This window comes from Rhodococcus sp. AG1013 (assembly GCF_003350365.1).
Lineage (GTDB): Bacteria > Actinomycetota > Actinomycetes > Mycobacteriales > Mycobacteriaceae > Prescottella.
Genome location: NZ_QQAT01000002.1, coordinates 280,033 through 305,381, shown reverse-complemented (window position 1 = coordinate 305,381; position 25,349 = coordinate 280,033). Strand labels below are relative to the sequence as shown.

Annotated in this window: 20 protein-coding genes; 1 reads left to right on the top strand and 19 read right to left on the bottom strand. The window is 68.7% G+C overall.

The genetic code is table 11. The annotated features are described in order from the left end of the window. Window positions 1-53: 53 nt before the first annotated feature. The 9 genes from DEU38_RS04110 to DEU38_RS04070 form a co-directional block, all read right to left on the bottom strand. Window positions 54-815: an ABC transporter ATP-binding protein gene (locus DEU38_RS04110; protein WP_114718836.1), complete on the bottom strand. Its 762-nt coding sequence runs from the start codon at window positions 813-815 to the stop codon at window positions 54-56. Then, complete coding sequence (locus DEU38_RS04105) at window positions 812-3,535, bottom strand: branched-chain amino acid ABC transporter permease/ATP-binding protein (RefSeq protein WP_114718835.1); 2,724 nt, start codon at window positions 3,533-3,535, stop codon at window positions 812-814. Before DEU38_RS04105 ends, DEU38_RS04110 begins: the two co-directional genes overlap by 4 nt. A gap of 26 nt (window positions 3,536-3,561) precedes the next feature. Then, window positions 3,562-4,785, bottom strand: coding sequence for an ABC transporter substrate-binding protein (locus tag DEU38_RS04100; protein WP_181818661.1), 1,224 nt, complete (start codon window positions 4,783-4,785; stop codon window positions 3,562-3,564). Between the two features lie 163 nt (window positions 4,786-4,948). Next, on the bottom strand, window positions 4,949-6,901 hold the full coding sequence (locus DEU38_RS04095; protein ID WP_114718833.1) for an acetoacetate--CoA ligase: 1,953 nt from the start codon (window positions 6,899-6,901) through the stop codon (window positions 4,949-4,951). Between the two features lie 4 nt (window positions 6,902-6,905). Next, on the bottom strand, window positions 6,906-7,760 hold the full coding sequence (locus DEU38_RS04090; protein WP_114718832.1) for a CoA ester lyase: 855 nt from the start codon (window positions 7,758-7,760) through the stop codon (window positions 6,906-6,908). Continuing rightward, window positions 7,757-8,224, bottom strand: coding sequence for a MaoC family dehydratase (locus tag DEU38_RS04085; RefSeq protein ID WP_114718990.1), 468 nt, complete (start codon window positions 8,222-8,224; stop codon window positions 7,757-7,759). The genes DEU38_RS04090 and DEU38_RS04085 overlap by 4 nt, the downstream gene beginning before the upstream one ends. 38 nt (window positions 8,225-8,262) lie before the next feature. Continuing rightward, a complete protein-coding gene (locus DEU38_RS04080; RefSeq protein ID WP_114718831.1) occupies window positions 8,263-9,426 on the bottom strand; it encodes an acyl-CoA dehydrogenase family protein in 1,164 nt (387 codons plus the stop codon). Beyond that, window positions 9,423-11,468: an acetyl/propionyl/methylcrotonyl-CoA carboxylase subunit alpha gene (locus DEU38_RS04075; RefSeq protein ID WP_114718830.1), complete on the bottom strand. Its 2,046-nt coding sequence runs from the start codon at window positions 11,466-11,468 to the stop codon at window positions 9,423-9,425. Before DEU38_RS04075 ends, DEU38_RS04080 begins: the two co-directional genes overlap by 4 nt. 8 nt (window positions 11,469-11,476) lie before the next feature. Further along, window positions 11,477-13,048, bottom strand: a complete 1,572-nt coding sequence (locus tag DEU38_RS04070) for a carboxyl transferase domain-containing protein (protein WP_114718829.1) — start codon at window positions 13,046-13,048, stop codon at window positions 11,477-11,479. 118 nt (window positions 13,049-13,166) lie between these two features. Between DEU38_RS04070 and DEU38_RS04065 the strand changes: the two genes are divergently transcribed. After that, window positions 13,167-13,799: a TetR/AcrR family transcriptional regulator gene (locus DEU38_RS04065; RefSeq protein WP_114718828.1), complete on the top strand. Its 633-nt coding sequence runs from the start codon at window positions 13,167-13,169 to the stop codon at window positions 13,797-13,799. Window positions 13,800-13,814: 15 nt separating this feature from the next. Here the strand turns inward: DEU38_RS04065 and DEU38_RS04060 are convergent, their stop codons facing one another. The 10 genes from DEU38_RS04060 to DEU38_RS04015 form a co-directional block, all read right to left on the bottom strand. After that, window positions 13,815-14,075 (bottom strand): GlsB/YeaQ/YmgE family stress response membrane protein, encoded by a 261-nt coding sequence (locus DEU38_RS04060; protein WP_114718827.1) that lies wholly within the window; start codon window positions 14,073-14,075, stop codon window positions 13,815-13,817. Between the two features lie 117 nt (window positions 14,076-14,192). After that, window positions 14,193-15,305 carry an NDMA-dependent alcohol dehydrogenase gene (locus DEU38_RS04055; RefSeq protein WP_114718826.1) on the bottom strand — a complete coding sequence of 371 codons (1,113 nt, stop codon included), beginning with the start codon at window positions 15,303-15,305 and terminating at the stop codon, window positions 14,193-14,195. A 47-nt stretch (window positions 15,306-15,352) separates the two neighbouring features. Continuing rightward, on the bottom strand, window positions 15,353-16,852 hold the full coding sequence (locus tag DEU38_RS04050) for an aldehyde dehydrogenase family protein (protein ID WP_114718825.1): 1,500 nt from the start codon (window positions 16,850-16,852) through the stop codon (window positions 15,353-15,355). 106 nt (window positions 16,853-16,958) lie between these two features. Then, complete coding sequence (locus tag DEU38_RS04045) at window positions 16,959-18,608, bottom strand: sigma-54-dependent Fis family transcriptional regulator (RefSeq protein ID WP_114718989.1); 1,650 nt, start codon at window positions 18,606-18,608, stop codon at window positions 16,959-16,961. A gap of 18 nt (window positions 18,609-18,626) precedes the next feature. Continuing rightward, on the bottom strand, window positions 18,627-20,279 hold the full coding sequence (locus DEU38_RS04040; RefSeq protein ID WP_114718824.1) for an AMP-binding protein: 1,653 nt from the start codon (window positions 20,277-20,279) through the stop codon (window positions 18,627-18,629). A 169-nt stretch (window positions 20,280-20,448) separates the two neighbouring features. Next, window positions 20,449-21,774 (bottom strand): MFS transporter, encoded by a 1,326-nt coding sequence (locus DEU38_RS04035; RefSeq protein WP_114718823.1) that lies wholly within the window; start codon window positions 21,772-21,774, stop codon window positions 20,449-20,451. A 116-nt stretch (window positions 21,775-21,890) separates the two neighbouring features. Next, window positions 21,891-22,547 (bottom strand): YoaK family protein, encoded by a 657-nt coding sequence (locus DEU38_RS04030; protein WP_114718822.1) that lies wholly within the window; start codon window positions 22,545-22,547, stop codon window positions 21,891-21,893. Window positions 22,548-22,619: 72 nt separating this feature from the next. Beyond that, window positions 22,620-23,180, bottom strand: coding sequence for a hypothetical protein (locus tag DEU38_RS04025; RefSeq protein WP_114718821.1), 561 nt, complete (start codon window positions 23,178-23,180; stop codon window positions 22,620-22,622). 38 nt (window positions 23,181-23,218) lie between these two features. After that, window positions 23,219-23,971: an ethanolamine ammonia-lyase subunit EutC gene (gene eutC / locus DEU38_RS04020; protein WP_114718820.1), complete on the bottom strand. Its 753-nt coding sequence runs from the start codon at window positions 23,969-23,971 to the stop codon at window positions 23,219-23,221. Then, complete coding sequence (locus tag DEU38_RS04015) at window positions 23,968-25,317, bottom strand: ethanolamine ammonia-lyase subunit EutB (protein ID WP_397484295.1); 1,350 nt, start codon at window positions 25,315-25,317, stop codon at window positions 23,968-23,970. The genes eutC and DEU38_RS04015 overlap by 4 nt, the downstream gene beginning before the upstream one ends. Window positions 25,318-25,349: the final 32 nt, after the last annotated feature.

The following is a 25,349-nucleotide window of genomic DNA, read 5'->3' as shown; positions in this document are numbered from 1 at the left end:
GTTGAATCGAAGCCCGCCTGAGCAGGCCCGACGAACGACCAAGGGTACAACTGTTAACCGATTTGGCCGGTACCGGCGCTGCCGGTGTCTCCCCCACCCGACAGGTAGGCACGCTGCACCGCGTCCAGATCGGCGCCGATCTCGGCGGCCGTCCCCTCGAGCATCACCTGGCCGCGCCGCATCACATACACCCTGTCCGCGACGGTCAGCACCTGGCGGACGTGCTGTTCGACCAGCAGGACACCGACACCGCGCTCGTCGGCCGCGGACCGCACCACCGCGAGCAGGCGTTGCACGATCTGCGGCGCCAGGCCCAGCGACAGCTCGTCCGCCAGCAGCAGCTTGGGGTTCCGTGCCAACGCCCGGGCCAGAGTGAGCATCTGCTGCTCGCCACCGGACATCAGTCCGGCGGGCCGCCGGAGCAGCGCCCGTAGCTCCGGGAACACGGCACACGCGTCGTCGGCCGAGACGCCTGCCAGCCGGAGATTCTCGGCGGCGGTCAGGCCCATGATCACCGATCGCTCCTCGGTGACGTAGCTCAGCCCACGCCGTGCCAGTGCCGACAACGATGCGCGCCGGTCCGAGCCGAGCACCGACAGTGAGCCCGATATCGGCGCCAGCTCCCCCGCCACCGTCAACATCGTCGTGGACTTGCCCGCCCCGTTGGCGCCGATGAGCGCCACGACCTCGCCCGAGCGCACGGTGATGTCGAGGTCGCGGCAGACCACGGCGCCGGCGTAGCCCGCGCCCAAGCCGCGACATTCCAGCACCGTGTCGGACGCCACGGTCTTCTCGCTCGTGGTGGTCACGGTCATCGCGCCGCCTCCGTCTCGTCGTCGGTACCCAGGTATGCATCGCGGACCGCCGCGCTGGCGGAGATCTCGTCCGGCGTGCCGGCGGCGATCACCCGGCCTGCCTCGAGCACCACGATCCGGTCACAGGTGGACATCACCAGACCCATGTCGTGCTCGACGAGGAGCACCCCCGCCCCGCGCTGCACCGCCAGATGCCGGATGGCCACCGCGAGCTCACGGCTCTCGGCGTCGTCCAGCCCGGCCGCGGGCTCGTCGAGGAGGATGACGGACGGCGCGGACGCGACGGCTCTGGCGATACCCACCAGCCGGCGCCGGCCGTACGACAGTTCACCCGGCAGTGCGCCCAGGTCGTCCTCGAGTTCGAAGTCCCGCACGACGGTCGACGCACTGGGTGAGAGTGGATGGCGGCCCGGGCGGATCAGATCGGTGAACCACGTACTCCAGGTGGCCTCGTCGGCACCCGCGTGGATGTTCTCGCCGACCGTGACGTCCTCGAACAGTTCCAGCGACTGGAAGGAGCGACGGAGTCCGCCCTTGGACCGCCGTGCCGTCGACCAGCCGGTGATGTCGTGGTCCCCCAGCGTCAGCTGTCCCGCCGCGGGACTGACGAATCCGGTGATCGCGTCGATCACGGTGGTCTTGCCGGCCCCGTTCGGCCCGATCAGACCCACGACCTGTCCGGGCGCGACGTCGAGGTCGACCCCGTCGACGGCGGTGACGCCACCGAACCGCACCGTCAGCCCGCGAACCGACAACGGCGTCGGTGCGACGGTGCTGGACGGCAGTTCGTCCGAGAGTTCGTGAGCCCGCCGCGTGTCCCGCGGCCGCAACGCGGCAAGCCCGGGGAGCCTGCCGATCGCCCGGAGCTGGCGGGAGACCACGTCCGCGATTCCGTTCTGGTTGGTGAGCAGGGTGACGATGAGGATCACTCCGGCGAGCAGGCTGGCAATGGCCAGACCGTCCACCAGGCGACTGACGAGCGCCCCGGGCGCCATCAGTGCGCCGATGACGCTGCCCACCACGAACCCGAGCCCGCCGATCACCGACTGGACCACCGCGTTGATCGAGGCGAATACGTTGAACTCGAGGTAGGTGACGGCGGTGTTGCGCAGGCCGAGCAGAATTCCCGCCACCGCGGCCAACCCCGCTGCGAGAGCGAAGGCATAGATCTTGACCGCGAACACGCTGATCCCGAGCGAGGCCGCGGCCCGCTCGTTGGTGCGCACCGCGATGAGCCGCCGGCCGGTACGCGAGCGACGCAGATTCGCCACCATCAGGCCGCACACGACCAGCGCGACGAGACACAGCAGTGCCCACCGTTCGGGGTAACGCGAAGCCGTCACCTCCAGCCCGAACAGGTTCAGCTCGGAGATCTTGACCGAACCCTCGAGCTTGTCGCCGGTGAGGGTCGGGTTGTTGAACACCATCTCCTGGACCGTGAATCCGAGCCCCAGGGTGACCACCGCCAGGTTCACGCCCCGTGTCCGCAGTGCGGGCAGCGCGAACACCACGCCGAAGGCGATGACGGCGACCACGCTGACTACCGCCGCCGGGATCAGCGGCCAGCCGGCCTGGCCGACGAGTCGCGCGGCGAACAGCGCACCCAACCCGCCGACGGTGTACTGGGCGAGCGAGAGCTGACCGGCGAAACCGGTCAGCACCACGATCGAGAGCAGGAAGACCGCGGCAGCCAGGGTCAGCGTCAGCGACCGCAGCCAATCGCCGCCGATCGCGATGACCACGCCCGCCGCGACCACTGCGAGAACGAGACCCGCCCAACGGATCTCCCCGGAGCCGAGTCGGGGCAGCCGCTCCGAGACGTGGCTGCGTAGCGGCAGCCCCTTCCCCCGCACCACCAGCACGATGAGGATGACCAGGAACGGCACTGCCCGGTTGATGCCGGTGAGTGTCTCCATCCCGAGCAGATCCCGCAGGTCGTCCTGGTACAGGACGACCACGCTCTCACCCACACCGAGCAACAGCCCGCCGAGCAGGGTGAGCGGGAACGAGCGGAAGTTGCCGAGCAGTGCAGCCGCCAGCGCCGAGACGGTGACGATCACGACGAACGCCGACGGCGTGAGTCCCGTCAACGGTGCCACCAGGATGCCGGCGGTGCCGGCCAGTGCACCGCCGACGGTCCACGTCAGCGCGGCCAGCCGCTGGGGCGACCAACCGAGTGCGGCGGCGGCGCGCTCGTTCTCGGCCGCCGCGGTGATGGCGAGACCGACCCGGGTGAACCGGGCCAGCCCCCAGAGCACGGCAGTCATTCCCACCGCGATCCCCAGCAGGATCAGCCGATCCTGCTGCACCACAATGCTTCCCCAGTGATAGGCGTCGTCGGGCAGGAAGGCTCGCACCCGGATCGACTTGGCCCCGTAGTACTGCTGTACCCCCGCCTGCAGGAGCACCATCAGGCCGAGAGTGGCGGCCAGCCGAACGATCGGCGCAGCGTTCATCAACCAGCGCAACACCAGCAGCTGGAACGCCAGTCCGATCAGTGCGGCGACCACGACCGCCACGACGAAGGCCGGCAGCAGCGCCCAATCATGTTCGCGCTGCAAGGTTTCCAGACACACATAGGCGGCCACCATGGCTATCGCGCCCTGCGCGAAGTTCACCACCCCGGAGCCGCGGTAGACCAGCACGATGCCGTGCGCAAGGAGCGCGTAGGCGGAGCCCGCTCCCAGGCCCAGGATCGCGAACTGCAGTAACTCAGTCATTCGTCAAACTCCAGGGTGTGCTCGGGTCAGGAGGTGCGCAGGTCGTACTGCGTCGGATCAGTGACCACCACGTCGCCGTCGAACGTCATCCGGTACATCATCGTGTTCGAGACGCGCTGGAAGATCCCGAACGGCTCGACCGCACCCGGTGTCCAGGCCGGGACCAGGCCGGCCATGTCGAGATCCTTGGCGTTCTCGAATCCCATCTGGACCGTGCTCTTGTTGATGTCCGTCAACCCGTTCGCGACCTCACCGAACGCGCGCACCGCCAGCCACGGGTTCATCTCGTCGCCGGTGAGGTTCTCCAGCTCGAGCTCCTTCTTGCCGGACTTCTCCATGTCCGCCAGGAAGTACTTCAGTCCCGGGAAGTCGTCGGTGCTCGACGAGGGCGCGGGAACCACGCCGGTGTACTTCGAGGAGGTCGCGAAGGTCCCCAGGTCCTGCAGGTCGGCCTGGGAGAACCCGACCGATCCCAGCGCAAAGCTCAGCTTCGACCCGAGCTGCTCGAACGACTGGGCGATCGGGTTGGCCTCGGTCGGGCCCAGCGCCATGATCACGCCCTGCGCTCCGTTGCGCTCAGCGGCGGCGATGAACTGGGTGTAGTCGGTCGCGCCCGCGCCCACCGCGACCTCGTTGACGATCTCGGCGCCCTTCGCCTGCACGGCCGGGCCGAGCAGCTGGATCAGCATCGCGGCGACCGGGACGTCGGGACGCATGAGGGTGAGCTTGGTCTTGCCGTCGGCCACCAGGATGTCGATCATCCCGTACAGGTTGAGCAGCGAGCCGGAGAACGGGGTGAACACGTTCGTGGCGGAGAAGTCCGAGATGTTCAGCGGGTTCAACCCGATTCGCGGGATACCCGCGTTCTGCAGGACCTGGGACGTCCCTTCGTTGTTGGCGGGCGTGAAGTCCGCGATCGTCGCGACGACACCCTCCGTGATCATCTTGTTGGCGCAGTCGACCTCCTTGTTGGGATCCCCCATGGAGTCGCACTGCACCAGTTCGAGCGGGCGTCCGTTCACGCCGCCGCGGGCATTGAAGGCGTCGACCGAGGCGATCGCGCCCTCGGCAGAGTTGATGGATGCGAGCCCCGGCGCCTCGATGGGAATGATCTGACCGACCTTGATCGGCGCCCCGGTGGCCGCGTTCTCGGCCGGGTCCGCACCGCTGTCGTTGCTGCTGCAGCCCGAGGCGAGCAGACCGGCGGCGGCAATAGCGGCGATTGCGGGAGTAAATCTCTTCAGGTTCACGGCGCGTCCTTTGCGTATGGGGCAGCTACATCTCGTTATTCCCGGGAGCCGTGTCCCGCACTCCCGCCCAACCTCGGCAGCAGCGTATGGGAACGGAATGCAGGTTTTTGCAAAGTTCGCGATTTTCGTTGCGATGCGCTCCGAAATGCCTCGTCAGCGGCCGTCACCGCTTCTGGGCGAGGTACCAATCGATGAGCTCCGGGGCGTCCATCGCGCTCCGATCCATGATCCGCGCGGCATCGGCACCCTGGAACATCCGTTTGATCGGGACCTCGAGCTTCTTCCCGGTACGGGTGTGTGGAATCCCGGGTGCCGCGATGACCTCGTCCGGGACGTGCCGCGGCGATGCCTGCTCCCGGATGACGGACTTGATGCGATCCTCGAGATCGGCGTCGAGCACCGCCCCGTCCGCGAGCACCACGAACAGCGGCATCCAGTACCCGCCGTCCGGTTGCTCGGCTCCGATGACGAGCGCCTCGACGACCTCGGGCAGCCGTTCGACAGCCTGGTAGATGTCGGCGCTACCCATCCTGATGCCGTTGCGGTTGAGAGTGGAGTCGGATCGTCCGTGCATCTCGACGCTGCCACGCTCGGTGACGGTGATCCAGTCGCCGTGCCGCCACACCCCGGGAAAGTCGTCGAAATACGTCTCGTGATAACGCTTTCCGTCGGGATCGTTCCAGAATCTGACCGGCATCGAGGGCATCGGCGCAGTGACGACCAGCTCTCCCACCTCTCCGCGGACCGAATGCCCGTCCGGCCCGAAGGAATCGAGCGCGACGCCCAGACACGGCGCGGACAGCTCGCCGGGCCACACCGGCACCGTGCGAGCCCCGCCGATGAAGGCCGACACGACATCGGTGCCACCGGTGATCGAGAAGACCGGAACCGACTCACCGACGTTGTCCGCCAACCATGTCGACGACGACGCCGGCAGCGTCGACCCGGTGATCCCGACTGCGCGGAGCGCGCTCAGGTCGTGGTCACGGCGCGGGACGACGCCGGCCTTCGAGCAAGCCAGCACGTAGCCGGGGCTGGTGCCGAGCACGGTGACCCGGTGCCGGGCGGCCAGCGCCCACAACGAGTCCGTGTCGGGATAGCCGGGACTACCGTCGTAGCAGACGATCGTGGCGCCGACCAGCAGGCCGGCGACCTGGAAGTTCCACATCATCCAACTCGGGCTGGTGTACCACAGGAACGTGTCGTCGGTCCCGATGTCCATCTGCAGCGCAAGGGATTTGACGTGTTCGAGGAGCACGCCGCCGTGGCCGTGCACGATGCCCTTGGGCAGACCCGTGGTGCCCGAGGAGAACACCACCCACAGCGGGTGATCGAACGGTACCGGCACCGGCTCGAGCGGCGCGTCGCCCGCGGTGGCATCCGCCCATGCGATCGCGTCGGTCACCGGTTCGGTGCCGAGCTTCGGCACCAGAACGGTGCCGACGAGCGAGGGCATGCTGCCGCGCAGGTGTGCGATCTCCTCGTGCCGCGGGTGGGTCCGGCCACCGAAGCTGTAGCCGTCGGCGGCGATCAGCACCTTGGGCTCGAGCTGGCCGAGCCTGTCGAGCGCGGCGGGCGCCGAGTAGTCCTGACCGCATGCGGCCCACACCGCTCCCAGGCCGGCGGTCGCGAGAAACGCCACGACCGCCTCGGGCACGTTCGGCAGGTAGCCCACCACCCGATCGCCCTCACCGACGCCGAGCGATCGCAGGGTGGCCGCGAGCGCGCCCGCCTGCCGGAGCAGCTCCGCCCAGCTCAGGACCACCGGATGGCCGTCCTCGGCCTCGTAGACGACGGCGGGCCGATCGGTGCGGGCGCTCCGGGTCACGTGGTCGACGTAGTTGAGCCGGGCGTCCGGGAACCACACCGCGCCGGGCATCGCATCGTTCGCCAGCGCCGGACCCGGATCGGTGATGGACCGCACCTCGAAGTAGTCCCACACCGCCTGCCAGAAGTCGCCGATGTGGTCCACCGACCACTGCCACAACGCGGCGTAGTCCGGCAGCGAGAGCCCGGTGCGCCGCTCCACCCACCGGGCGAAGTCGGTGATCCGTGCCTTCTCGATGTCGGCGTCGGTCGGCACCCACTGCGGTCGGGGTCGCACCTCGCTCGTCATGCGTTCACTCTTCTCCGCCGGCGCGGGCGATACCGGACCTTCGCACGATCTCCTCCGCATGCCGCAGGACGGGCGCATCGACCATGCGACCCTCGAACGTGAACACACCCCGCTCGCGGGATGCGGCCGCGAGAACCTGTTCGGCCCAACCCAACTGCTCCGACGTGGGCGCATACGCGTGGCGGATGATGTCGAGCTGTCGGGGGTGAATCGCGACCTTGCCGTCGAACCCGACGGCGACCGCGTCGTCGCACTCGTCCGCGAGCCCGTCCAGGTCGGGGATGTCGAGGAACACCGAGTCCAGCGCGAACCGCCCGTACGCCTTCGCCGCGAGCAGCGCCGTGGACCGCACGTGCCGCGCGATATCGCGGTAGCTGCCGTCGGCCTTGCGGCTCGATGCCCCGCCGAGACCTGCGACCAGGTCCTCGGCGCCCCACATCACGCCCACGGCGTTCGCGGCCTGCACGGTCTGCGGCACCGCCAATGCACCCAACGGCGACTCGATCAGCACGACCACCGACAGCGGTGCGAGATCGAGTACCTGGTCCACGGATTCACACTTGGGCAGCATCACCGCGGTGTAGGGCGTGCGATCGAGGACCGCGCAGTCGCGTGCGTAGTCGTCGGTGCCGTGCGCATTGACGCGCACCACGGTCCGCGCGGGATCGAGCGGTACGTCCACCAGCGCGCGGCGCGCAGTCTCCTTGTCGGCAGGGGCCACCCCGTCCTCGAGATCGAGGATCACGACGTCGGCGGCATCGGCCGCCTTCGCGAACCTCTCGGGACGGTCGGCCGGGCAGAACAGCCACGCCGGACCGGGGACCGCACCGGCCCAGAGGTCGAGCGGATCGCCGTTCATGCCGGCTTCTTCCGCACGAGCGTCTTGCGGATCGCGGTGGCGACCACGTCACCGTGCTGATTGCGTCCGGTGTGCTCGAACGTCACGATGCCCTCCCCCGGTCTGCTGCGGGACTCGCGTAGATCGGTGACGACGGTCTCGGCGTAGAGCGTGTCGCCGTGGAACAGCGGCTTGGGGAACGCGATCTCGGAGAATCCGAGGTTCGCGACGATGGTCCCCTGCGTCAACTGCGTCACCGACAGCCCGACCAACGTGGACAGTGTGAACATCGAGTTGACCAGCCGCTCACCGAACTGGGTCTCGGCGGCGAACGCGGCATCGAGGTGCAGAGCCTGCGTGTTCATGGTCAGCGTGGTGAACAGGACGTTGTCGGCCTCGGTGATGGTGCGCCCGGGGCGGTGCGCGTAGACGACTCCGGTCTCGAACTCCTCGAACCACAGCCCGCGTTGGACGATCTTGCGCATCGTCACTGTGCCGCTCCCTCCCGTATCCTCCCCACCCGTCACACCCCCAGCTCGCGCGCGATCAGCATCAACTGCACCTCGGTGGTGCCCTCACCGATCTCGAGGATCTTGCTGTCTCGGTAGTGGCGGGCCACCGGGTACTCGTTCATGAAACCGTATCCACCGAAGATCTGGGTGGCATCGCGCGCATTGTCCATCGCGGCCTCGCTCGCGATCAGCTTCGCGATCGACGCCTGCTTCTTGAACGGCTTGCCCGACAGCATGAGTGCCGCGGCGTCGTAATACGCGGTCCGGGCGACGTGGGCGCGCGCCTCCATGCGGGCGATCTTGAAGGCGATGGCCTGGTTGGCGCCGATCGGCCGGCCGAACGCCTCGCGTTCCTTGGCGTACTTGACCGATTCGTCGACGCAGCCCTGCGCGGCTCCGACAGACAGAGCCGCGATCGCGATGCGGCCCTCGTCGAGGATGCGCAGGAAGTTCGCGTAGCCACGGCCGCGTTCGCCCAACAGATTCTCCTGCGGTACCCGCACGTCCTGGAAGGTCAGCGGGTGCGTGTCGGAGGCGTTCCAGCCGACCTTGTTGTACGCGGGCTCGGCGGTGAAGCCGGGCGTCGACGTCGGTACCAGGATCGTGGAGATCTCCTTGGCGCCGTTCTCCTTGGTCCCGGTGACCGCGGTGACCGTCACCAGCTTGGTGATGTCGGTGCCGGAGTTGGTGATGAACTGCTTGTTGCCGTTGATGATCCAGTCGCCACCGTCCATTTTCGCGGTGGTCCTGGTCCCGCCGGCATCACTGCCTGCCCCCGGCTCGGTGAGCCCGAACGCGGCGAGGGACTTGCCGCTCGTGAGCTGCGGCAGCCATTCCTGCTTCTGCGCCTCGTTGCCGAAGCGGTACACCGGCATCGCACCGAGCGACACACCGGCTTCGAGGGTGATCGCGACGGACTGGTCGACCTTGCCGAGTTCCTCGAGTGCGAGGCACAGGGCGAAGTAGTCGCCGCCCATGCCGCCGTACTCCTCGGGGAACGGCAGACCGAACAGGCCCATGTCGGCCATGCCGTCGACCACCTCGTACGGGAACGTGTGGTTGGCATCGTGTTCGGCGGACACCGGGGCCACCACGTTCTGTGCGAAGTCCCGGACGGTCTTCGCGAGCTGCTGGTACTCGTCGGGCAGCGATCCGGTGGACAGGTAGTCGGTCATGACGCGTCTTCCTCCGTTGCGAGTTCAAGTGTTTCAGTGCGTGCCGGGCTGATTCGCGCCAGCAGTTGATCGACCTTCACCTGGTCGCCGACGGCGACGAGAACCTCCGTGACGCCGTCGATCGGTGCGGTGAGGGTGTGTTCCATCTTCATGGCCTCGACGACGACGACCGCGGTCCCGGCGGAGACGGTGTCGCCGGTCGCGACGGCGACCGCGATCACGGTCCCCGGCATGGGGCTGGTCAGTTCGGCGTCACCGGTGTGGGCATCCGCGCCGCGGACACTCGCCTCGCGGATCTGCGAGACCACCCATGTCGCATCGGCGCCGGCGAGCCACAGCGTGCCGTCCTCGTCGGCGACCCGATAGGTATCGCAGCGCCCGTCGGAGACGACCGTGAGCACATCGCCGTCGAGTCGTGCTGCGAGCGTGTGGTCCTCACCGTGTTCGATGCGGACCCGGGCATCGTCGGGCGTGCCGGTGATCAGGACGTGGTCGATCCGGGCGCCCGAGCGAAGCCGGAACGAGAGCGGATGCGGTCCGCCGACCCTCCAGCCGGTGGGTGCGTCCCACGGGTCGGCGCCGGATCCGTCGGCCCACAGCCCGAGCCAGCGGTAGGCGGCCGCAGCGAAGAGGACCTCGTCGTCGGGATCCGGTACTCCGTAGCCGACGACGCGGCGATCCAGCAGCCCCGTGTCGAGGTGTCCGGCGCGGACGTCGTCGTCGGCGAGCAGGAACCGCAGGAAGTCGACGTTGGTGCCGACACCGAGCACTGCGGTGTCGGCGAGCGCACGGTCGAGTCGGCGCAACGCCTCGCCGCGATCGGCGCCGTACGCGATCACCTTCGCCAGCATGGGGTCGTAGTCGCTGCCGACCGTGGTGCCCGCGAGCAGTCCCGAGTCCACGCGCACCCCGATGCCGTCGGGCTCGCGCAGACCGAGCACGGTTCCGCCGGTCGGCAGGAAGCCGCGTCCGGGGTCCTCCGCGTAGATCCGGGCCTCGACCGCGTGCCCGGTGAGGGTGATGTCGTCCTGGTGCAGGGCCAACTTCTCCCCCGCCGCGATCCGGACCTGCCACTCGACCAGGTCGAGGCCGGTGACCATCTCGGTGACCGGGTGCTCCACCTGCAGGCGGGTGTTCATCTCCATGAAGAAGAACTCGTCGGGCCGGTCCGCGGACACGATGAACTCGACGGTGCCGGCGCCGGTGTAGTCGACGCTGCGGGCGGTGTTGCACGCCGCGGTGCCGATCCGTGCCCGGGTCTGCGCGTCGAGCAGCGGCGACGGCGCCTCCTCGATCACCTTCTGGTGCCGGCGTTGCAGACTGCACTCGCGCTCGCCGAGATGCACGACGTTGCCGTGGCTGTCGGCCAGGATCTGGACCTCGATGTGCCGGGGGCGCAACACGAACCGTTCCAGGAACAGGGTGTCGTCGCCGAACGCCGACGCCGCCTCGCGGCGGGCACTGGCGAGCGCGGACGGAAGATCGTCCGCGGCTTCGACGAGCCGCATGCCCTTGCCGCCACCGCCGGCGGACGGCTTCACGAGCACCGGATAGCCGATGTCGTCGGCCGCAGCGATCAGGTCGGCGTCGGACAGACCCGGCCGCGCGATGCCCGGGACGACCGGGACATCGAACGCGGCCACCGCGTTCTTCGCGGTGATCTTGTCTCCCATCACCTCGATGGCCCGCGCCGACGGCCCCAGGAAAACGATACCCGCTGCGTCGCAGGCGGCCGCGAATGCCGAGTTCTCCGAAAGGAATCCGTATCCGGGGTGGATCGCCTGCGCACCGGTCCGCTTCGCGGCGTCGAGTACCCGGTCGATGTCGAGGTAGCTCTCGCGCGCCGCGGCGGGGCCGATCAGCACCGCGACGTCCGCCTCACGGACGTGGCGAGCGTCGGCGTCGGCCTCGCTGTAGACCGCGACCGAGCGGATGCCCAGCTGCCGCAAAGTACGCATGACCCGGACCGCGATCTCGCCGCGGTTGGCCACCAGGATCGTGTCGAATGTGCCGGCACCGCCGGCGTCGAACTGAGTAGTCATGTGTGTCCTCACATCCGGAAGACGCCGTAGGACACCGGCTCGAGCGGCGCGTTGGCGCACGCCGACAGGGCCAGCCCGACAACGGTTCTGGTGTCCGCAGGGTCGATGATGCCGTCGTCCCACAGTCGGGCCGTCGAGTAGTAGGGGTTGCCCTGCGCCTCGTACTGGGCCCTGATCGAGTCGGGGTCTCGTCCCGAATCTCGCCCGGACCCGACGGCGCCGAGCACCGAGGCGGCCTGCTCGCCGCCCATCACCGAGATGCGGGCGTTGGGCCACATCCACAGGAAGCGGGGCGAGTACGCGCGCCCGCACATCGAGTAGTTGCCGGCGCCGTACGAACCGCCGATCACCACCGTCAGTTTCGGCACCCGCGCGCACGCGACGGCGGTGACCATCTTGGCGCCGTGCTTGGCGATGCCGCCGGCCTCGTACTCGCGTCCGACCATGAATCCGGTGATGTTCTGCAGGAACAGCAGCGGAATGTTGCGCTTGTCGCACAGCTCGATGAAGTGCGCACCCTTCATGGCGGACTCGGCGAACAGCACACCGTTGTTGGCGACGATGCCGACGGGGTGCCCGTGGATCCGGGCGAACCCGGTGACCAGGGTCTTGCCGTACTCGGCCTTGAACTCCTGGAAGTCGGTGCCGCCCGCAGGGGCGCCGTCGACCAGACGGGTGATGACCTCGCGCACGTCGTACGGGGTGCGCGGATCGGTGGGCACCACGTCGTACAGCTCGCTCTGGTCCGCCGCGGGCGCCACGGTCTCCGCGACGTCCCACGGACGCGGCGCACGGGGACCGAACGTCGCGACGATGTTGCGGACGATTCGCAGCGCGTCCCGGTCGTCCTCGGCGAGATGGTCGGTGACGCCCGAGACCTTGGAGTGCAGGTCGCCCCCGCCGAGCTCCTCCGCGGTGACCACCTCGCCGGTCGCGGCCTTCACGAGCGGCGGACCACCGAGGAAGATCGTGCCCTGGTTGCGGACGATCACCGCCTCGTCGCTCATGGCCGGGACGTACGCGCCGCCCGCGGTGCACGAGCCGAGCACTGCGGCGATCTGCGGAATCCCCTTGGCACTCATGGTCGCCTGGTTGTAGAAGATCCGGCCGAAGTGTTCGCGATCCGGGAAGACCTCGTCCTGCATCGGCAGGAACGCGCCACCGGAGTCGACGAGGTAGATGCACGGCAGGTTGTTCTGCAGCGCGATCTCCTGCGCCCGCAGGTGCTTCTTGACCGTCATCGGGTAGTAGGTGCCGCCCTTGACCGTCGCGTCGTTGGCGACGATCACGCACTCACGCCCGGAGATGCGTCCGACACCTCCGATCACACCGGCGCCGGGGCACTCGTCGCCGTACATGCCGTTCGCGGCGAGCGGAGCCAGTTCGAGGAACGGGCTGCCCGGATCGAGCAGGGCGTCCACCCGATCCCGCGGCAGCAGCTTGCCGCGAGCGACGTGGCGCTCACGGGACCTCTCGCTGCCACCGAGCGCCGCCGCGGCCAGCTTGTCGCGCAGCTCGGACACGAGGGCGAGGTGCTGTTCCCGATGGGAGGTGGTTGATGCGGTTCGAGCGGTTGTCACGTCACCGTCCTCGCAGTTCGATAGATACGATGAGATTCGGTTAATTCCGAATAACTGAAATCAGGTTATCCGTGATTAACTGAGTTGTCCAGATCACACGAACAGGAAAATGTGACCGATGACCGACGTCGACCGTGATGCGGGGCCGACGGCCCCCAGCAGGCGCAGCCAGGCCAAAGCCGACCGTCGCCGAGAGTTGTTGCGCGCCGCCGCTCGGCTCATCGCCGAGCGCGGCTTCCCCGGGGTTCGCCTCGAAGACCTTGGCTCCGCGGTGGGTATCAGCGGCCCCGCCGTGTATCGGCACTTCCCCAACAAGGACGCGCTGCTCGTCGAGTTGCTCACCGACATCAGCGAGCGACTGCTGGCCGGCGGCACCGCGGTCCTGGATCGGGTGTCGGACCCCGCCGAGGCGCTCGGGCAACTCGTCGACTTCCATCTCGACTTCGCGCTGGGCGAGCCGGAGCTGATCCGAGTGCAGGATCGCGACCTGCACTCACTGCCCGACGACGCCCGCCACCGCGTGCGCCAGACCCAGCGCCGGTACGTGGAGATCTGGGTGGATGTGCTGCGGAGGATCGATCCGGGACTCGACGCCACCCGCGCCCGAATCGCCGCGCACGCGACGTTCGGCCTGATCAACTCCACCCCGTACAGCGCGGTATCCCCGTCCGTCGATGCGACGAACGGGGACCCGACGCGCGGGGTGCTGCGGAGAATGGCGCTCGCCGCGCTGCTGGCGGATTCCGCGTAGCAACGCGGAGCCCTGTTACTTCCTCCGGGCGGCGATCGCCGTGTAGCCGAGGGCCAGCACGGCCGCTGCGGCGATGCTGATCACCCAACGCCACCAATCGATTCCGGGTGTGTCGGTGCCTCCCAGGGCACCCCACAGCCAGTATCCGATGAGCGCTCCGGCGATGCCGATCACCACCGTGATGATCCATCCCATCGGCTGCTTGCCAGGAAGAACAAGCCGCGCCAGCACACCGATGACTGCGCCGAAGATGATCGTGCCGATGATCTCGCCCATGACTGGCTCCTTCCGTCCGCCCCCGCCACGCGCGGAACACGCCCCCGCCCTGGCTCGAAGGTACGACCTCCGTCGAGCCAGGGCAGGGCATTGCACAAATCGTTGCGTGAGCGCGCCCTACGGCGCGTGCATGATGACGCCGCGGATGTTCTTGCCGTCCCGAAGGTCCTGGTAGCCCTGGTTGACATCTTCGAGTGAGTAGCGAGTGGTGACCAGTTCGTCGAGCGCGAGCTGGCCGGCGTCGTACAGGCGGAGCAGCCGGACGATGTCGTACTGCGGGTTGGCGGAGCCGAACAGCGTGCCCTTGATCGTCTTCTCGTTGAGCGTCAGATCGGTGCCCGAGACGTGGACGGTGAGCTTCGTCGGATCCGCGAGACCGGTGATGACGACGGTGCCGCCCTTGCCGATCACGGCGGTCGCCGCGGAGACGACGTCCTCGTCGACGGTGCCGACCAGGATCAGGGCGGCGTCGGCGCCCTGCCCCCAGCTGAGCTCGTTGACCTTCTCGGCGGCCTCGGCCGCGGACGCGTATGCGTGGCTCGCCCCGAACTTCAGTGCCGTCTCGCGCTTGAACTCGACCGGGTCGACCACGACCACGTACTTGGCACCGGAGTGCACCGCGCCCTGGACCGCGTTGATACCCAGGCCACCGACGCCGTAGATCACGACGATGTCGCCGGCGCGGACGTCGCCCGCATAGACCGCGGTCCCCCATCCGGACGGGACACCGCACCCGACGAGGACGGCGGTCTCGAGCGGCAGCCACTCGTCGACCTTGACGACCGAGTGCTGCGAGATGGTGGCGCGTTCGGCGAACGTGCCGAGCATGCACATGGCGCCGAAGTCCTTTCCGCCCGAATGGAAGCGGAAGGAGCCGTCGGGCATCGAGCCCTCGAGGATCGTCGCGCCCATGTCGCACAGGTTCTGCCGCCCGGTGGCGCAGTAGCGGCACGTGCCGCAGTTGGGGATGAAGCTGCACACCACGTGATCGCCGGGCTTGACCTTGGTGACGCCGGGGCCGACCTCCTCGACGATGCCGGAGCCCTCGTGCCCGCCCACGATGGGATAGCGCGGTGGCAGGTCACCGTCGGTGAGGTGCAGGTCCGAATGGCACAGTCCGGCGGCGGTGTACTTGATCAGGACCTCGCCGGGACCGGGACCGTCCAGGTCGAGTTCCATGATCTCGAAAGGCTTTCCGGCCTCGAGCAGAACGGCGGCCTTGGTCTTCATGGGTTCTCCTTGATCGATGTCGGTGTCGTTGTGAGAGGTTGCTGCTGTCAGAGCGCGATGTTGACGGCCTTGGTCTGGGTGAAGGCGTCGATGCCCGACGCGCCCAGTTCGCGTCCCCAGCCGGACTGCTTGTAGCCGCCGAACGGCATCGCGGTGTCGAAGCCGTTGTACTGGTTGACCCACACCGAACCCGCCTTCAGCCGGCGCGCGGTGCGGTGCGCCTTGGAGATGTCCCGGGTCCAGATTCCGGCGGCGAGTCCGTAGATGGAGTCGTTGGCGGCGGTGACGATGCCCTCGTCCGCATCGAACGGCATCGCCGCGACGACCGGTCCGAAGATCTCCTCGCGGACGACACTGAAATCGGGCTCGACGTCGACCAGGACGGTCGGCTCGACGAAGTAGCCCGTCTCGCCCCAGCGCTTGCCGCCGGTCAGCGCGCGGGCACCGTCCGCGAGGCCGTCGCGCAAGTAGCCGGTGACGCGGTCGAACTGTTCCTGCGACACGAGCGGCCCCAGTTCGGTGGTGGGGTCGAGCCCGGGACCGATCTTGACCTTGCTCGCGGCGTCGGCGACGGCCTCGGTGAAACGCTCGAAGATGCTGTCCTCGACGTACAGGCGGGTGCCGGCGACGCAGCACTGACCGTGGTTGAACAGCCAGGCGTTGAGCGAACCCGCCACGGCCGCATCGAAGTCCGCATCGGCGAACACGATGTTGGGGCTCTTGCCGCCGAGCTCGAGGGAGACCTTCTTGAGGTTGCCCCTGGCGGCGTCGACGATCTTCTTGCCCACCTCCGTGGAACCGGTGAAGGCGATCTTGTCGACGTCGTCGTGTGCGGACAGCGCGGCGCCGGCATCACCGAAGCCGGGCACGATGTTGACGACGCCGGGCGGGAATCCGGCCTCCTCGAAGATCTCGGCCAGCATGAGCGCGGTGAGCGGGGTCTGCTCGGCGGGCTTGAGGATGACGGTGTTGCCGGCGGCGAGTGCGGGCGCGAGCTTCCACGACGCCATCAGCAGCGGGAAGTTCCACGGAACGATCAGCCCGCACACCCCGACGGGCTCGCGCAACGTGTACGCGTGGAATTCGCCGCCGGGCACGAACGGCATCGACACGTTGACCGTGCTGCCCTCGATCTTGGTGGCCCAGCCTGCGTAGTAGCGGAATACGTCCGCTGCCCAGGCGACGTCGACGGCGGACGCGATCGCGACGGACTTACCGTTGTCGAGCGCCTCGAGCTGACCGAACTCGGAGGCCCGTTCGGTGAGCAGATCCCCCACCCGCCAGATCAGCCGCTCCCGCTCGTTGGGCTTCATCGACGCCCACGGCCCCTCGTCGAACGCGCGACGCGCTGCCTGGACGGCGCGGTCGATGTCGGCCGCCTCGCAGTACGCGACATCGGCGAGGCGATCACCAGTCGCGGGATCGTGCGTCACGAACGTGCGGCCCGACGCCGCGTCGACGAACTCGCCGCCGATGTAGAGCTGCTTGGTGCCGGAGAGAAACTCGCGAACTCGCGGTGAAACCGCCTGCTCGGCAACGACAGTCATGCTCGAACCTCCTGAATCTGACGTGTGACGTGCAACACAGCCATCGTGCTTCGGGAGGGCGATCGTCAACTGTTCAAGCTTTGGACAGCGCGCGTGGGGCACACCGTCAGACGGTGATGTCCAGCGCGCGGATGCGGCTGTAGAGCGTGGTGCGGCTGATCCCGAGGCGGGCCGCAGCGTGCACCTTGTTACCGCCGCTCTCGTTCAGCGCTTCGACGATCGCGTCGCGTTCGGCCCGCTCCCGGCCGCCGAGTCGCGCCACCTTGCCCGACGCTCGGTAGTCCTCGGGGAGGTCCAGGGCCCGGATCGGGGTGCCGTCCAGCTTGTCGGGAAGGCCCGCGAGCACGGCGCGAAGTTCGACGAGGTTGCCCGGCCACGTGTGCTCGGACAGCGCCGCCAGCACGCTCGGCCCCACCCGGAGATCCGCGCGGCCGAGCTCGCCCGCGAGCGCCGCAACCAGGCGGTCGAGCTCCCGGATCCGCTGCCGCAGAGCTGGAATCGCGACCTGGGCACCGCACCGCGCGAGCAGATCCCGCACGGCCGGTTGCCCGCCGTCGACCGGGTCGCTCGTGAGCACGATCCGCGGGCCGCTCGGGTTCGCCACTAGGGACGCGACCAACGCCAGTACCGGTTCGGGCGCCAGGTGCACGTGCTCGATCAGAACGAACGCGGGTTTGCGCGCGACGACCGCGAGCAGGCTCGCCGACCACTCGTGTTCTCCCTGGCCGACGATCTGGGCCGCATCGACCACCTCGAGCACGTCGACGGCGCCGTCGACGAACTGCCGCGCCGCCCACGTCCGACCGCTGCCCGGCTCGCCGACGAGGGCGAGTGAACCGGTGCCGGAGCGTAACTCGCGCAGCCGGCGCCGCAGTCGCGACGTCGCGTCCTGCGGGGTCGCGGTGCGCCGCACCGGCGTCCTCGTGTCGCCGATGTCGAGCAGGAACAGCGCTCCGCTGTCGGCGCCGGCGACCCGATCGATCCGCAGTCCGGTACTCCCGCCCGCGGACAGCACGAAGTCCAGCGTCCGGGTCTCCCCTGCCGGGACATCCGCGGCGAGCGCACGCAGCGCGGCATGGTCGCTCGGTCCGAGCATCTCGACGGCCGCCTTGTTGGTGAGCATGATGTCCTGCCCCATCGCCGCGACCGCGAGTCCGCGCTGCCGCGCCGCGCGCTGGAAGGCGTCCACCACGCGGCGGTCCGACTCGCGCGCCCCCTCGAGCAACCGGGCCTCGATGTCCCCGGCCGCACGGGCCAGGAACGGCGCGAACAGCGGGTTCGCGGTCTTCTCGGTCGCGGTGATGTCGAGGATGCCCTCGATCCGGCGGGTCACGGGGTGGACGATCGGGTGCCCGTAACAACTGAACTGGCGGAACGACTCGAGGAAGTGCTCGTGCCCGTGGACCACGAGGCCCTGGCGCACCTCGAGCGGCGTGCCGAGCGCGTTGGTGCCGTAGTTCTCCTCGCTGAGCACGACGCCGGGCAGCACCCCGACGCCCTCCATCGCGAACCGCATCGCATCGGAGTCGAACACGCGGGACACGACACGGCAGTCCCGGTCCACGAGCAGGATTCCGCATCCCGTCCCCGACAGTTGCACCCCGATCTCGTCGAGGACCGGGCGGGCCGCCCGCAGCAGTCGGCCCGCCGAGTCCGACGGGTCGAGCAGCGCCGGTTCGGGCACCCGGGCGGGGTCGATTCCGCTGAGCTTCGAACGCTTCCAGGATAATTCGATCTCCGGCCGTAAACCGTGCACCACTGCTACTTCCTCCGATCAGACGCGATCGATCAGTTCGAGCGACAGCTCCCGCATCTCCACCTTGCGGATCTTCCCGGTGACCGTCATCGGGAACTCGTCGACGAGGTGGACGTACCGCGGGATCTTGTAATGTGCCAGGCGTCCGGTACAGAACGCCCGGATCTTCTCCGCGTCGAGCGGTTCGGCACCGTCGCGCAGCCGGACCCACACCATCAGTTCCTCGCCGTACTTCGGATCGGGCACCCCGATCACCTGCGCGTCGAGGATGTCGGGATGGGTGTAGAGGAACTCCTCGATCTCGCGCGGGTAGACGTTCTCGCCGCCGCGGATCACCATGTCCTTGATCCGGCCGGTGATCGCGACGTAGCCGTCCGCGTCCATCACCCCGATATCGCCGGTGTGCATCCAGCGTGCGGGATCGATTGCCTCGGCAGTCTTCTCCGGGTTCTGCCAGTAGCCCAGCATCACCGAGTATCCGCGGGTACACAGCTCGCCGGGTTCTCCGCGCGGCACCGTCAGCCCCGTCGCCGGGTCGACGATCTTGACCTCGAGATGCGGGCCGACCCGGCCGACGGTGGAGACCCGCTGGTCGATGCTGTCGTCGCGACGGGTCTGCAGCGACACCGGTGACGTCTCCGTCATGCCGTAGCAGATCGACACCTCCGCCATGCCCATCCGCTCGATGACCTGCTTCATCACCTCGACCGGGCACGGCGAACCCGCCATGATCCCGGTGCGCAGGCTCGACAGGTCGTAGGACTCGAAGTGCGGGTCGGCGAGTTCGGCGATGAACATCGTCGGCACGCCGTACAGCGACGTGCACCGCTCGGCCTGTACCGCCGCCAGTGTTGCAGCCGGGTCGAACGCCGGTCCGGGGATCACCATCGCGGCGCCGTGGCTGGTGCACGCGAGGTTTCCCATCACCATGCCGAAGCAGTGGTAGAACGGCACCGGGATGCACACCCGGTCCCGTTCGGTGTAGCCGCAGAGTTCACCGACGAAGTAGCCGTTGTTGAGGATGTTGTGGTGACTGAGCGTTGCACCCTTCGGGAATCCCGTTGTCCCGGAGGTGTACTGGATATTGATGGGCTCGTCGGCGGACAGTGCCGCCTGTGCCCGGGCGAGCGTCTCGGGACTGCCGGCGTGTGCGACCCGCCCGTCGGCGACCAGAGTGTCCCAGTCCGGGCCGCCCAGCAACAGCACATGCTCCAGGCGGGCACACTCTGGCCGGACCTGATCGATCATCGCCGCGTAGTCGGAGGTCTTGAACGACGGCGCGGCGACCAACATCCGGATCCCCGCCTGGTTCAGCACGTACTGCAGCTCGTGGGAGCGGTACGCGGGGTTGATGTTGACGAGGATCGCGCCGATCTTCGCGGTCGCGTACTGCACCAGGGTCCACTCGGCGCAGTTGGGAGCCCAGATGCCGACGCGGTCGCCCTTCACCACTCCGCGACCGAGCAGCCCCGACGCGACCGCGTCCACATCCGCCGCCAGTTCGCTGTAGGTCCATCGTCGTCCCGAACCGCGATCGATCAACGCGTCACGGTCGCCGTGCGCCGCGACCGTGCGGTCGAAGTTGTCGCCGATGGTGTCGCCCAGCATGGGCGCGTCCCACACTCCCGAGGCGTAGCTCGGCAGGGATCCTGACAGCGAAGTTGTGGTCATCGCGTTTCCTCTCCGGGCGCCGCCCCGGCGCCCACTGGGGAATCCCGGCGGTGCGGGCTTCCCCAACGTACTCGCTCGACTGTGATGTAGGACATAGTCGACTGTCGGGGGTGCCGACAACTGTTCAGAGTTCGAACACCCCCGACGTCGACCCCGGTCGGGGACCGGTTCAGAGCGCGCGGTCCTTCGTCTCGACCAGCGCCTTGGTGCACACGAAGCTGACGATGCCGAGCACCGCGAGCATGAGGCCGATCGCGAAGCTGCCGAAGGCAGAGGCGAGCGGCGCCGCGATCAGCGGCGGGACGGCGCCACCGAGCACGCCGGCCAGGTTGTAGCCGAGTCCGGCGCCGGTGTAGCGGTAGCGGGTGTGGAACATCTCCGGCAGGAGCGCACCGCACGGTCCGTAGGCCATCCCGAAGATCGCGAGCGTGACGCACATCCCGATCACGAAGGCCACCGGGGACCCCGAGTCGAGGAGCGGGAACAGGACCAGCGCCCAGCCGACCGCGAGGACGCAGGACAGCATGATGACCCGGCGGCGGCCGATCCGGTCCGAGTACAGCGCCGAGACGACGATCGCCGCACCGAACACGACGGCGGCGACGATGCCGACCACGAGCACGAACGGGCGGCTGAAGCCGAGGGTCTTGGTTCCGTAGCTGGTGAGGAACGCGGTGCCCATGTAGAAGAACGCGAACAGGGTCGCGAGCGCGCCCGCCGAGAGCAGGATCTCCTTGGTCTGGTATCGCCACGCGTCGAGGAACGGAAGCGTCCGGGGACCGGCGTCGGCCGCGTCGATCTTCTGGTTGGCCCGGAACACCGGGGTCTCCTCGATGGCCAGGCGCATGTACAGCCCGATGCCGACGAGCACGATGGAGAACACGAACGGCACCCGCCAGCCCCACGTGAGGAAGGCCTCGTTCGCGTCACCGAGCACGGCGCCGGTGATGAGGAACGTGCTGCTCGACAGCACGAAAGCGATCGCCGGGCCCAACTGGGGGAACATCGCGTACAAGCCGCGCTTGTCCGGCGGCGCGTACTCGGCGGTGAGCAGAGTTGCGCCCGCCCACTCCCCGCCGACCGCGAAGCCCTGGCCGAATCGGAGCAGCACGAGGATGATCGGCGCGGCGACACCGATCGTCTCGGCGCCCGGCAGCAGGCCGATGAGGAGCGTCGAGATGCCCATCAGCAACAGGGTCGAGACGAGGGTCTTCTTGCGGCCGATCCGGTCACCGTAGTGCCCGAACAACATTGCGCCCACGGGCCGGGCGATGAACGCCACCGCGAAGGTCGCGAACGACGCGACCGTGCCGGCGGTGGAACCGAGCGCTGGGAAGAACACCGTCGGAAAGACCAGTGCGGCAGCGGTTCCGTAGATGAAGAAGTCGTAGAACTCGATCGTCGTTCCGATGCAACTCGCGATCGCCACCCTGCCCACGCCGGTGCGCGGAGGTGTGGCGTTCGCCGAGCCGACCGATGGCGACACAGTCGTCATGGATCCCTCTTCTCGAGCCGTGCGCGACGCCCCGATTGGCGTCAGCAACTGCGAGGAAAGGTAGTGATCCGGGTCACTGGCCAACTACCCCCGAAAAGGGGGTGGAGTGACGCCCGTCACTCAGCCGCCGTCGCCACGGGTGGTCTCCGGGCGATCACCACCGCGAGGATGCCGCCCCAGAGCGCCGCGAACCACAGCGCCTCCAGCCCGACCAACCGGTGCGCGGTGGCCCCCAGGAAGGCGCCGACGACCATCGCCGCCCACAGCAGGAAATGCCGCACCCACCCCCACCGATCCCCGCCGGAGAACGCGGTGACCAGGCGCTGCCCCATCTTCACGAGACTGCCGGTCATGTAGGTGAGACTGATACTCACCTCGCCCTCCCGCTCGAACGTAGTGTTCTCCGCGCCCATCGCGGTGATCATCAGCGAGATCGCGACAGGCGTCCACCCGGCCAGGTGCGCGGTGGCGGCGAGGATCAGCAACATGGTCACGAGCGTCAGGACGGCCGACCTGTGGCGGATACCGAATCGGCGGCCGGTGACCGATCCGATCATCACACCGACGACGAACAGCGCGACGATCCCGGCGCCGGTCAGCGCGGTGGTCACCAGACCGTCGGCCGCGGAGACCGAGAGCTTGGTGGAATTGCCGCTCATGAAGGAAACGAAGAATCCGCCGAGCATGATGAAACCCATCGCGTCCACGAATCCGGCCAGACCGGAAAGGAATACCGCGACGACGAGCACGCCCCGTGGGTAGTGGACGACCACCCCTCCGACGATAAACCCACCCGGGCGGCACCCGGGTGGGTTCGGTCGTCAGTGCGTCGGTACGTCGGTCCGTCAGGCGGTGACCGTGTCTTCGTCCAGGCCGCACGCACCACGCAGTTCCCGCGCGATCTCGCCCCACACCGTGGCGTAGGAGGCGATCCCGGGAGCGGCGATCCATTCGGCGTCTCCGGCCTGCGCCTTCTGCAACGCCTCGGCGAACAGATCCTGGTAGCGCGACAGACGCGGCACGAACGCGGACACGTCGTCGAACACGTCCTGCGCCTTCTTGTCGAGGGCAGCGAGCGAATCGAGGTCGGCGCCGGAGACGAGTTCGCGCAGCGGGCCGTCGAGCTCGAGGAAACGCTCGTGGATCTCGGCGATCGAGTCCTCGTCGATGGACACCCGCTCGGCGTCGAGCTGGTCGCCGAGCTCGGCCAGACCGGCATCGGTCAGCGTGAACGCGCCGTCACCGGTCTCCTCCGCCTTGCCCTGTGCGAGCAGCGCGTCACGCGCTGCCGCCGCCGACGCGGCGGCGACGCCGAGCTGCGCGGCCAGGACGTCGGCCGTCACCTGCCCCTTCAACCGGATCGTCTGCAGCAGTGCCAGTTCGTCGACGTTGCCAGCGAAGGCCATCGTGTTCTCCTCGTGTGTGCGATAAGTCCAGGAGAAACCTACAACTCGAGGATCGTGGGCGGGGACGTCAGCGGGTCCGAACGCGAGGTGTCCTTGAGCGCGACCCCCGAACGTCCCAGCCGGTGCGCGCCGTCGACCAGCACCGACACCACCCGCGCCGCGTCCCGGTACCCGAGGCCGTCGGGCGGGTGGATGTTGGACACACAGTTCCGGTCGGAGTCGGCGCGACCCGGTCGGGGCCGGTGCGTGAGGTAGATCCCGAGGCTGTCGGCCACCGACAACCCGGGACGCTCGCCGATCACGACGACGAGGGTGCGCACGCCCAGCGCCTTCCCGATGTGGTCCCCGAGCGCGACGCGCGCGCCGGTCGCCACCACGGGCGGTGCGATGCGGTACCGGTCGGACAAGGCCTCGGCCAGTGCCCCCAGCAGTGGCACGCCGTGGTCGGTGAGGGCACGTGGGGACAACCCGTCGGCGAGGACGACGCCGATGTCCGCGTCAGTCCGGGCCACCGGCTCGAGCGTCTCCGGCACGCGGCCCAGGTCGGGGCGACGCAGGTACTCGCCGCAGTCGCGCACGCGACTGCGCACGACGGCCGGTGCGCCGAGCCCGACTCCGGCGACCCCCGCGGCGAAGGCGTCGACGTCGAGCGGTTCGTGCACCGCGTCCCGGGCGGCGGCGTGTGCGACCCGGAACTCGAGCACCCGCTCGGTGGGCAGCGAATCGCCGGCGCGGCCGAGGCCGATCCTCGCCTGGGTGCTGCGCCGCAGTTCGTCCCAGAAGTCCGTCATCGGCCGGTCACCAGTTCGCGTAGCGGCGACGAGTCCACGTCGGCGGGCAGGATCCGGCCGTCCGCGTCCGCCATGCCCAGGCGTTGCAGCCACGCCTCGAACTCGGGCGCCGGTCGCAGTCCGAGCACGCGCCGGACGTACAGCGCGTCGTGGAACGACAGGCTCTGATATCCGAGCATGACGTCGTCGGCGCCGGGGACGGTGATGACGAAGGCCGTCCCGGCGGCGCCGAGCAGGGTGAGCAGGGTGTCCATGTCGTCCTGATCGGCCTCGGCATGGTTGGTGTAGCAGACATCGACACCCATCGGCAGACCCAGCAGCTTTCCGCAGAAGTGGTCCTCGAGTCCGGCCCGGACGATCTGCTTGCCGTCGTACAGGTACTCCGGCCCGATGAAGCCGACGACGGTGTTCACCAGCAACGGCTCGAGATCGCGCGCGACGGCGTACGCGCGGGCCTCGAGCGTCTGCTGGTCGACGGGACGCCCGCCGGTCCCGAGATGGGCGCCCGCGGACAGGGCCGAGCCCTGACCGGTCTCGAGATACATGACGTTGTTGCCGACGGTGCCGCGGCCCAGGGCCCGCCCCGCCTCGTTCGCCTCCCGCAGCAGCGAGATGTTCACGCCGAAACCGGAATTGGCGCCCTCGGTTCCCGCCACCGACTGGAAGACGAGATCGACCGGCGCACCGGAGTTCACGAGGTCGAGCGTGGTCGTGACGTGCGAGAGCACGCACGACTGCGCCGGGATGTCGAAGCGCCGACGGATGTCGTAGAGCAGGTGCAGCAGGTCGGACGTCGCGTGCGGCGAATCCCTCGCCGGGTTGATGCCGATCACCGCATCCCCACAGCCCAGCAACAATCCGTCGAGCATCGCGGCCGCGATACCACGCGGATCGTCGGTGGGATGGTTGGGCTGCAGTCGCGTCGCGAGAGTGCCCGGCCGCCCGATCGTGGTCCGGAAGCCGGACGTCACCGTGATCGCGCGTGCCACGGCGATCAGGTCCTGGTTGCGCATGATCTTGCTGACCGCGGCCACCATCTCCGGGGTCAGACCCCGCGAGACGGCGGCGAGGGTCGCGGCCGCGTCGGGTGTCGCGGTGGTCGCCAGCAACCAGTCCCGGAAGCCGCCGACCGTCAGGTGCGAGAGCGGGCCGAAGGCGATCCGGTCGTGGGAGTCGACGATGAGGCGGGTCACCTCGTCGTCCTCGTACGGCACCACCAGGTCGTTCAGGAACGTCTCGAGCGGCAGGTCCGCGAGGAGCCACTGCGCGGCGGCACGCTCGGCATCGGATCCTGCTGCGCACCCGGCCAACTCGTCACCCGAACGTAGTGGGGTCGCCCTCGCCATGAGGTCGACCAGCCCGTCGAACGTGTGGGTGG